At 64.5% G+C, this 7655-nt stretch carries 15 protein-coding genes; all 15 read left to right on the plus strand.

Annotation, left to right across the window (positions count from 1 at the left end):
- The first annotated feature begins 1 nt into the window (after nucleotide 1).
- The 15 genes from rplP to ACIQM0_RS21800 all read left to right on the plus strand — a co-directional run bounded on the left by rplP (nucleotide 2) and on the right by ACIQM0_RS21800 (nucleotide 7539).
- Nucleotides 2-421, plus strand: coding sequence for a 50S ribosomal protein L16 (rplP, locus tag ACIQM0_RS21730; RefSeq protein WP_003966953.1), 420 nt, complete (start codon nucleotides 2-4; stop codon nucleotides 419-421).
- Entirely contained in the window at nucleotides 421-645 is a 225-nt protein-coding gene (gene rpmC / locus ACIQM0_RS21735) for a 50S ribosomal protein L29 (protein WP_024494976.1), read from the plus strand. The genes rplP and rpmC overlap by 1 nt, the downstream gene beginning before the upstream one ends.
- The gene (rpsQ, locus tag ACIQM0_RS21740; protein ID WP_024494977.1) at nucleotides 645-929 is read left to right on the plus strand and encodes a 30S ribosomal protein S17; all 285 of its coding nucleotides are present in this window, start codon (nucleotides 645-647) and stop codon (nucleotides 927-929) included. Before rpmC ends, rpsQ begins: the two co-directional genes overlap by 1 nt.
- A gap of 107 nt (nucleotides 930-1036) precedes the next feature.
- Complete coding sequence (gene rplN / locus ACIQM0_RS21745) at nucleotides 1037-1405, plus strand: 50S ribosomal protein L14 (RefSeq protein WP_003966950.1); 369 nt, start codon at nucleotides 1037-1039, stop codon at nucleotides 1403-1405.
- 2 nt (nucleotides 1406-1407) lie between these two features.
- Nucleotides 1408-1731, plus strand: coding sequence for a 50S ribosomal protein L24 (gene rplX, locus ACIQM0_RS21750; protein WP_018550616.1), 324 nt, complete (start codon nucleotides 1408-1410; stop codon nucleotides 1729-1731).
- Nucleotides 1731-2288 carry a 50S ribosomal protein L5 gene (gene rplE / locus ACIQM0_RS21755; RefSeq protein WP_018550615.1) on the plus strand — a complete coding sequence of 186 codons (558 nt, stop codon included), beginning with the start codon at nucleotides 1731-1733 and terminating at the stop codon, nucleotides 2286-2288. The genes rplX and rplE overlap by 1 nt, the downstream gene beginning before the upstream one ends.
- A gap of 2 nt (nucleotides 2289-2290) precedes the next feature.
- The gene (locus ACIQM0_RS21760) at nucleotides 2291-2476 is read left to right on the plus strand and encodes a type Z 30S ribosomal protein S14 (protein WP_362966939.1); all 186 of its coding nucleotides are present in this window, start codon (nucleotides 2291-2293) and stop codon (nucleotides 2474-2476) included.
- A 224-nt stretch (nucleotides 2477-2700) separates the two neighbouring features.
- Nucleotides 2701-3099, plus strand: a complete 399-nt coding sequence (gene rpsH / locus ACIQM0_RS21765) for a 30S ribosomal protein S8 (RefSeq protein WP_024491591.1) — start codon at nucleotides 2701-2703, stop codon at nucleotides 3097-3099.
- A gap of 21 nt (nucleotides 3100-3120) precedes the next feature.
- Nucleotides 3121-3660 (plus strand): 50S ribosomal protein L6, encoded by a 540-nt coding sequence (rplF, locus tag ACIQM0_RS21770; protein ID WP_207318317.1) that lies wholly within the window; start codon nucleotides 3121-3123, stop codon nucleotides 3658-3660.
- Nucleotides 3661-3663: 3 nt separating this feature from the next.
- Entirely contained in the window at nucleotides 3664-4047 is a 384-nt protein-coding gene (rplR, locus tag ACIQM0_RS21775; RefSeq protein ID WP_024491593.1) for a 50S ribosomal protein L18, read from the plus strand.
- A 47-nt stretch (nucleotides 4048-4094) separates the two neighbouring features.
- Nucleotides 4095-4697 carry a 30S ribosomal protein S5 gene (gene rpsE, locus ACIQM0_RS21780; protein WP_123461068.1) on the plus strand — a complete coding sequence of 201 codons (603 nt, stop codon included), beginning with the start codon at nucleotides 4095-4097 and terminating at the stop codon, nucleotides 4695-4697.
- On the plus strand, nucleotides 4697-4879 hold the full coding sequence (rpmD, locus tag ACIQM0_RS21785) for a 50S ribosomal protein L30 (RefSeq protein ID WP_024491595.1): 183 nt from the start codon (nucleotides 4697-4699) through the stop codon (nucleotides 4877-4879). Before rpsE ends, rpmD begins: the two co-directional genes overlap by 1 nt.
- Nucleotide 4880: 1 nt before the next feature.
- Nucleotides 4881-5336, plus strand: coding sequence for a 50S ribosomal protein L15 (gene rplO, locus ACIQM0_RS21790; RefSeq protein WP_123461069.1), 456 nt, complete (start codon nucleotides 4881-4883; stop codon nucleotides 5334-5336).
- 224 nt (nucleotides 5337-5560) lie between these two features.
- Entirely contained in the window at nucleotides 5561-6880 is a 1320-nt protein-coding gene (secY, locus tag ACIQM0_RS21795; RefSeq protein WP_363031407.1) for a preprotein translocase subunit SecY, read from the plus strand.
- Nucleotides 6880-7539 (plus strand): adenylate kinase, encoded by a 660-nt coding sequence (locus ACIQM0_RS21800; protein WP_363031406.1) that lies wholly within the window; start codon nucleotides 6880-6882, stop codon nucleotides 7537-7539. The genes secY and ACIQM0_RS21800 overlap by 1 nt, the downstream gene beginning before the upstream one ends.
- Nucleotides 7540-7655 lie beyond the last annotated feature (116 nt).

Raw genomic sequence — 7655 nt, forward strand, 5'->3', positions numbered from 1 at the left:
AATGCTGATCCCCCGTAGGGTCAAGCACCGCAAGCAGCACCACCCGAAGCGCAGCGGTATGTCCAAGGGTGGCACGCAGGTTGCGTTCGGCGAGTACGGCATCCAGGCGCTGACCCCGGCGTACGTGACGAACCGTCAGATCGAGTCCGCTCGTATCGCGATGACCCGTCACATCAAGCGTGGCGGCAAGGTCTGGATCAACATCTACCCGGACCGCCCCCTGACGAAGAAGCCTGCCGAGACCCGCATGGGTTCCGGTAAGGGTTCTCCCGAGTGGTGGATCGCGAACGTCAAGCCCGGTCGGGTGATGTTCGAGCTGTCCTACCCGAACGAGAAGATTGCTCGTGAGGCGCTCACCCGCGCTGCTCACAAGCTTCCGATGAAGTGCCGGATTGTTCGGCGCGAGGCAGGTGAGTCGTGATGTCGGCCGGTACCAAGACGTCCGAGCTGCGCGAGCTGGGCAACGAGGAGCTCCTCAACAAGCTCCGCGAGGCCAAGGAAGAGCTGTTCAATCTCCGCTTCCAGGCGGCGACTGGTCAGCTCGAGAACCACGGCCGGCTCAAGTCCGTCCGTAAGGACATCGCCCGGATCTACACCCTGATGCGTGAGCGCGAGCTCGGCATCGAGACGGTGGAGAGCGTCTGATGAGCGAGAAGACTGTGACTGAGACGAACACTGACCGCGGTTTCCGTAAGACCCGTGAGGGTCTGGTCGTCAGCGACAAGATGGACAAGACCGTCGTCGTCGCTGTCGAGGACCGCGTCAAGCACGCGCTGTACGGCAAGGTCATCCGCCGTACGAACAAGCTCAAGGCTCACGACGAGCAGAACGCCGCCGGCGTCGGCGACCGTGTCATCCTCATGGAGACCCGGCCGCTGTCCGCCACGAAGCGTTGGCGCGTCGTCGAGATCCTCGAGAAGGCCAAGTAATTCCTGAGGGGCATTCCCCTCAGGCAGGTTCCGCCAGGCTCGGTGGGGGCTCGCTCCGGTAACGGAGCGGCCCCCGCCGGGAACCGGCAGACGATCAGGAGATAGACGTGATCCAGCAGGAGTCGCGACTGCGCGTCGCCGACAACACGGGTGCGAAGGAAATTCTCACCATCCGTGTTCTCGGTGGCTCGGGTCGCCGCTACGCGGGCATCGGTGACGTCATCGTCGCCACCGTCAAGGACGCGATCCCCGGTGGCAACGTGAAGAAGGGTGACGTCGTCAAGGCCGTCATCGTTCGCACCGTCAAGGAGCGTCGTCGTCAGGATGGCTCGTACATCCGCTTCGACGAGAACGCCGCCGTCATTCTGAAGAACGACGGCGACCCCCGCGGCACCCGTATCTTCGGCCCGGTGGGCCGTGAGCTGCGCGAGAAGAAGTTCATGAAGATCATCTCGCTCGCGCCGGAGGTGCTGTAAGCATGAAGATCAAGAAGGGCGACCTGGTTCAGGTCATCACCGGTAAGGACAAGGGCAAGCAGGGCAAGGTCATCGTTGCCTACCCTGCTCAGGACCGCGTCCTCGTCGAGGGTGTCAACCGGGTCAAGAAGCACACGAAGGCCGGTCAGACCGCTCGCGGTTCGCAGACCGGTGGCATTGTGACGACCGAGGCCCCCGTCCACGTCAGCAACGTGCAGCTGGTTGTTGAGAAGGACGGCAACAAGGTCGTTACTCGCGTCGGCTACCGCTTTGACGACGAGGGCAACAAGATCCGCGTTGCCAAGCGCACCGGTGAGGACATCTGATGACTACCACCACAGCGCCGCGTCTCAAGACGCGCTACCGCGAGGAAATCGCCGGCAAGCTGCGTGAGGAGTTCTCCTACGAGAACGTCATGCAGATCCCCGGTCTGGTCAAGATCGTGGTCAACATGGGTGTGGGCGACGCCGCCCGCGACTCCAAGCTGATCGATGGCGCCGTGCGCGACCTCACCACGATCACCGGCCAGAAGCCGGCCGTCACCAAGGCCCGCAAGTCGATCGCGCAGTTCAAGCTGCGCGAGGGGCAGCCGATCGGCTGCCACGTCACCCTCCGCGGTGACCGCATGTGGGAGTTCCTGGACCGTACGCTGTCGCTCGCGCTTCCGCGTATCCGTGACTTCCGTGGCCTGTCGCCGAAGCAGTTCGACGGCCGTGGCAACTACACCTTCGGTCTCACGGAGCAGGTCATGTTCCACGAGATCGACCAGGACAAGATCGACCGGGTCCGGGGCATGGACATCACCGTGGTCACCACGGCGACCAATGACGACGAGGGTCGTGCCCTCCTTCGTCACCTCGGCTTCCCGTTCAAGGAGAACTGACCGTGGCGAAGAAGTCCCTGATCGCTAAGGCCGCTCGCAAGCCGAAGTTCGCTGTCCGCGGGTACACCCGCTGCCAGCGCTGCGGCCGGCCCCACTCCGTCTACCGCAAGTTCGGCCTGTGCCGCGTGTGCCTTCGTGAGATGGCTCACCGTGGCGAGCTGCCGGGCGTGACCAAGAGCTCCTGGTAATCCTCCTTCGCCCTTTGGGCGTTGGGATTATCCGGAAGCTCTCGGTAAGTATCTGGTCGGCAGGAGCCCGCCCCCACATGCCGTAGGCTTGTGTGGTTGGGCGCCTGCCGCCCTAGACCGACTTACTACGCCGTAGGTCCCCGCACCGCACCCGTCCCGCCACTGAGTGGGGAGAGGGATGGCGCATACAGGAAACCCCGGCGAGAGAGGCCGAAGGCCAACTCATGACCATGACTGATCCCATCGCAGACATGCTCACGCGTCTGCGTAACGCGAACTCGGCGTATCACGACGACGTCAAGATGCCGCACAGCAAGATCAAGTCGCACATCGCGGAGATCCTCCAGCAGGAGGGCTTCATCACCGGCTGGAAGGTCGAGGACGCCGAGGTCGGCAAGAGCCTCGTTCTCGACCTGAAGTTCGGTCCGAACCGCGAGCGTTCGATCGCCGGCATCAAGCGTATTTCGAAGCCGGGTCTGCGTGTATACGCAAAGTCCACCAATCTGCCGAAGGTTCTCGGCGGCCTGGGCGTGGCGATCATCTCCACGTCCCACGGTCTCCTGACCGGCCAGCAGGCCAGCAAGAAGGGCGTAGGTGGGGAAGTCCTCGCCTACGTCTGGTAGTCGGGAACGGAGGAAAAGCTCATGTCGCGAATCGGCAAGCTCCCCATCCAGGTTCCCGCCGGTGTGGACGTCACCATCGATGGCCGCACGGTCGCGGTGAAGGGGCCCAAGGGCACCCTCTCGCACACCGTCGCCGCGCCGATCGAGGTCACCAAGGGTGAGGACGGCGTTCTGAACGTCGTCCGCCCGAACGACGAGCGTCAGAACAAGGCCCTTCACGGCCTGTCCCGCACGCTGGTGGCGAACATGATCACCGGTGTGACCCAGGGATACATCAAGGCGCTCGAGATCAGCGGTGTCGGTTACCGCGTCCAGGCGAAGGGCTCCAACCTGGAGTTCGCCCTGGGCTACAGCCACCCGATCCTCATCGAGGCCCCCGAAGGCATCACCTTCAAGGTCGAGTCGCCCACGAAGTTCAGTGTCGAGGGCATCGACAAGCAGAAGGTCGGCGAGGTTTCGGCGAAGATCCGCAAGCTGCGGAAGCCTGACCCGTACAAGGCCAAGGGCGTCAAGTACGCCGGCGAGGTTATCCGCCGCAAGGTCGGAAAGGCGGGTAAGTAAGCCATGGCATACGGTGTAAAGATCGCCAAGGGCGACGCCTACAAGCGTGCCGCCCTCAAGCGCCGCCACATCCGCGTCCGGAAGCACATCTCCGGTTCGCCCGAGCGTCCGCGCTTGGTTGTGACGCGTTCGAACCGCCACATGGTCGCTCAGGTCATCGACGACATCGCGGGCCACACGCTCGCGTCGGCGTCGACGCTTGACGCCTCCATCCGCGGCGTCGAGGGTGACAAGAGTGCCCTCGCCAAGCAGGTCGGGGCCCTGGTCGCCGAGCGCGCCAAGGCCGCAGGCGTCGAGGCCGTCGTGTTTGACCGCGGTGGCAACCAGTACGCCGGGCGGATTGCCGCTCTGGCTGACGCCGCCCGTGAAGCCGGGCTGAAGTTCTAAGCCCCGGTTCCTACGCACAGCGGACGTAACAGAGAGAGGTAATTCCAATGGCTGGACCCCAGCGCCGCGGAAGCGGTGCCGGTGGCGGCGAGCGGCGGGACCGGAAGGGCCGTGACGGTGGCGCCAGCGCCGCCGAGAAGACCGCGTACGTCGAGCGTGTCGTCGCGATCAACCGCGTCGCCAAGGTCGTGAAGGGTGGTCGTCGCTTCAGCTTCACCGCGCTGGTCGTGGTGGGCGATGGTGACGGCAGCGTCGGTGTCGGATACGGCAAGGCCAAGGAAGTTCCCGCGGCCATCGCCAAGGGCGTTGAAGAGGCCAAGAAGAGCTTCTTCAAGGTTCCGCGTATCCAGGGCACCATCCCTCACCCGATCCAGGGCGAGAAGGCTGCGGGCGTTGTCCTGCTCAAGCCTGCTTCCCCCGGTACCGGTGTGATCGCGGGTGGCCCGGTGCGCGCCGTTCTGGAGTGCGCCGGCGTTCACGACATCCTGTCGAAGTCGCTCGGTTCTTCGAACCCGATCAACATCGTGCACGCGACGGTGGCGGCCCTTCAGGGTCTCCAGCGTCCCGAGGAGATCGCGGCTCGCCGTGGTCTGCCCCTCGAGGACGTGGCCCCCGCCGCTCTGCTCCGTGCCCGAGCGGCAGGTATGTGATGGCTCGCCTGAAGATCACACAGACCAAGTCGTACATCGGCAGCAAGCAGAACCACCGCGACACCCTGCGTTCGCTCGGGCTCAAGCGCCTGCACGACGTGGTTGTCAAGGAGGACCGCCCCGAGTTCCGCGGAATGGCTAACACCGTCCGCCACCTCGTGACGGTTGAGGAGGTCGACTGACATGGCGGAGAACCAGCCGCTGAAGGCCCACGACCTCCGGCCTGCCCCGGGCGCCAAGACCGCCAAGACCCGTGTGGGTCGAGGCGAGGCGTCCAAGGGTAAGACCGCCGGACGTGGCACCAAGGGCACCAAGGCCCGCTACCAGGTTCCGGAGCGCTTCGAGGGCGGGCAGATGCCCCTCCACATGCGTCTCCCGAAGCTCAAGGGCTTCAAGAACCCGTTCCGCACCGAGTACCAGGTCGTGAACCTGGACAAGCTCGCGACGCTCTACCCCGAGGGTGGAGAGGTCACGGTGGCCGATCTGGTCGCCAAGGGTGCGGTGCGCAACAACCACCTCGTCAAGGTCCTCGGACAGGGCGAGATCTCCGTGGCGCTGCAGGTTTCGGTTGACGCCGTCTCCGGCTCCGCCAAGGAGAAGATCGCCGCTGCCGGCGGCACTGTCACCGAGCTGGTCTGAGACAACTCGGACACATAGGTGGCCTGAACATCCGACCGGGGATGCCTCTCATATGGGGCATCCCCGGTTGGTCGTTCCTAGGGGGGCATGTACGCCGGTAAGGTGGCGTCCGTTGCTGTGGTAAGCCCTGGACGCAAGTCGCCCGGGGACCTTTGACTGTTACGTATTCGTCAATCCTCAAGACCGTCACCTCTACGCATTGCGCGGGGGTCGCAGGAGGCACCGTGCTCACCGCGTTCGCCCGGGCGTTCAAGACGCCCGACCTGCGCAAGAAGCTGTTCTTCACGCTCGGCATCATCGTGCTCTACCGGCTCGGGGCGCACATCCCGGTCCCGGGGGTGAGTTACGAGAACGTCCAGACCTGTGTTGATCAGGCAAGCAAGGGCAACAACAGCCTCTTCGGCCTGGTGAACATGTTCAGCGGTGGTGCACTGCTGCAGATCACGATCTTCGCGCTCGGCATCATGCCGTACATCACGGCCAGCATCATTCTTCAGCTGCTGACCGTGGTGATTCCCCGACTAGAGGCGCTCAAGAAGGAGGGGCAGTCCGGCCAGGCAAAGATCACGCAGTACACGCGTTATCTGACGGTCGCGCTCGCCATCCTCCAGGGCACCGGCCTGGTGGCCACGGCCACCAGTGGCGCACTGTTCAGCGGCTGCCCCGTCGCCGATCAGATCGTCCCGAACCACTCGATCTTCACGACCATCGTCATGGTCACCACGATGACCGCCGGCACCGCCGCCGTCATGTGGCTCGGTGAGCTCATCACCGACCGCGGCATCGGCAACGGCATGTCGATCCTGATGTTCATCTCGATCGCCGCCAGCTTCCCCGGCGCCCTGTGGGCCATCAAGACGAGCGGCAAGCTCGCGGACGGCTGGATCGAGTTCGGCACCGTCATCCTGATCGGCTTCGTGATGGTGGCCCTCGTGGTCTTCGTCGAGCAGGCCCAGCGCCGTATCCCGGTGCAGTACGCGAAGCGCATGATCGGCCGCAGGTCTTACGGTGGTACGTCCACCTACATCCCGCTGAAGGTCAACCAGGCGGGTGTGATTCCCGTCATCTTCGCTTCTTCGCTGCTCTACATCCCGGCCCTGATCGTCCAGTTCTCCAACTCCCAAGCGGCTTGGGCGACCTGGATCAAGGACCACTTCGTCAAGGGCGACCACCCGTACTACATCACCGCGTACTTCCTGTTGATCGTCTTCTTCGCCTTCTTCTACGTGGCGATTTCGTTCAACCCCGAGGAAGTCGCCGACAACATGAAGAAGTATGGTGGCTTCATCCCGGGTATCCGGGCTGGTCGACCTACTGCCGAGTACCTGAGCTACGTGCTCAACAGGATCACTTGGCCGGGCTCGCTGTACCTGGGTCTGATCGCTCTTGTGCCAACGATGGCGTTGGCAGGCTTCGGTGGCGCCAACCAGAACTTCCCGTTCGGCGGGACAAGCATCCTGATCATCGTGGGTGTGGGTCTGGAAACCGTGAAGCAGATCGAGAGTCAGCTCCAGCAGCGCAATTACGAAGGGTTCCTCCGCTGATGCGAATCGTCCTCGTCGGCCCGCCGGGTGCCGGCAAGGGAACGCAGGCTGCGTACCTTGCCAAGAACCTGTCGATTCCGCACATCTCCACGGGCGACCTCTTCCGCGCCAACATCAGCCAGGGCACCGACCTTGGCAAGCAGGCCCGCGCCTTCATGGACGCGGGGCAGCTGGTGCCGGACGAGGTCACGATCGGGATGGCCAAGGACCGCATGTCCCAGTCGGACGCGGTCAACGGCTTCCTGCTCGACGGCTTCCCGCGCAACGTGGGTCAGGCCGAGGCCCTTGATGTGATGCTCAAGGACGAGGGCGTAAAGCTGGACGCGGTTCTCGACCTCGAGGTCCCCGAGGACGAGGTCGTGAAGCGGATCGCGGGCCGCCGCGTCTGCCGCAACGAGAGCGCGCACGTGTTCCACGTGACGTACAACCCGCCGAAGACCGAGGGTGTCTGCGACACCTGCGGTGGCGAGCTGTACCAGCGCGACGACGACAGCGAAGAAACGGTCCGTACCCGGCTCGAGGTCTACCACACGCAGACCGAGCCGATCATCGACTACTACAGGGCACAGGACCTGGTGGTCACCATCTCCGCGCTCGGCAAGGTCACCGATGTGACCGAGCGGGCCATGGAGGCGCTCAAGAAGTCCGACGAGGGCTGAGAGCGAACCCGTAGTACCAGTGCAGTCGGGCGCGGGGGGCCCCGGGGGCCCCCCCCCCCCCGGGGGGGGGGGGCCCGGGGGCGGCCCCCCCCCCCCCCCCCCCCCGCGGCCCCGGG

The sequence above is a fragment of the Streptomyces sp. NPDC091387 genome, assembly GCF_044756945.1.
Taxonomy (GTDB): domain Bacteria; phylum Actinomycetota; class Actinomycetes; order Streptomycetales; family Streptomycetaceae; genus Streptomyces.

Bases quoted from the DNA above. Each gene is read 5' to 3' on its own strand.
- rplP (WP_003966953.1), top strand. From the start codon at position 2: ATGCTGATCCCCCGTAGGGTCAAGCACCGCAAGCAGCACCACCCGAAG.
- rpmC (WP_024494976.1), top strand. From the start codon at position 421: ATGTCGGCCGGTACCAAGACGTCCGAGCTGCGCGAGCTGGGCAACGAG.
- rpsQ (WP_024494977.1), top strand. From the start codon at position 645: ATGAGCGAGAAGACTGTGACTGAGACGAACACTGACCGCGGTTTCCGT.
- rplX (WP_018550616.1), top strand. From the start codon at position 1,408: ATGAAGATCAAGAAGGGCGACCTGGTTCAGGTCATCACCGGTAAGGAC.
- rplE (WP_018550615.1), top strand. From the start codon at position 1,731: ATGACTACCACCACAGCGCCGCGTCTCAAGACGCGCTACCGCGAGGAA.
- rpsH (WP_024491591.1), top strand. From the start codon at position 2,701: ATGACCATGACTGATCCCATCGCAGACATGCTCACGCGTCTGCGTAAC.
- rplF (WP_207318317.1), top strand. From the start codon at position 3,121: ATGTCGCGAATCGGCAAGCTCCCCATCCAGGTTCCCGCCGGTGTGGAC.
- rplR (WP_024491593.1), top strand. From the start codon at position 3,664: ATGGCATACGGTGTAAAGATCGCCAAGGGCGACGCCTACAAGCGTGCC.
- rpsE (WP_123461068.1), top strand. From the start codon at position 4,095: ATGGCTGGACCCCAGCGCCGCGGAAGCGGTGCCGGTGGCGGCGAGCGG.
- rpmD (WP_024491595.1), top strand. From the start codon at position 4,697: ATGGCTCGCCTGAAGATCACACAGACCAAGTCGTACATCGGCAGCAAG.
- rplO (WP_123461069.1), top strand. From the start codon at position 4,881: ATGGCGGAGAACCAGCCGCTGAAGGCCCACGACCTCCGGCCTGCCCCG.
- ACIQM0_RS21800 (WP_363031406.1), top strand. From the start codon at position 6,880: ATGCGAATCGTCCTCGTCGGCCCGCCGGGTGCCGGCAAGGGAACGCAG.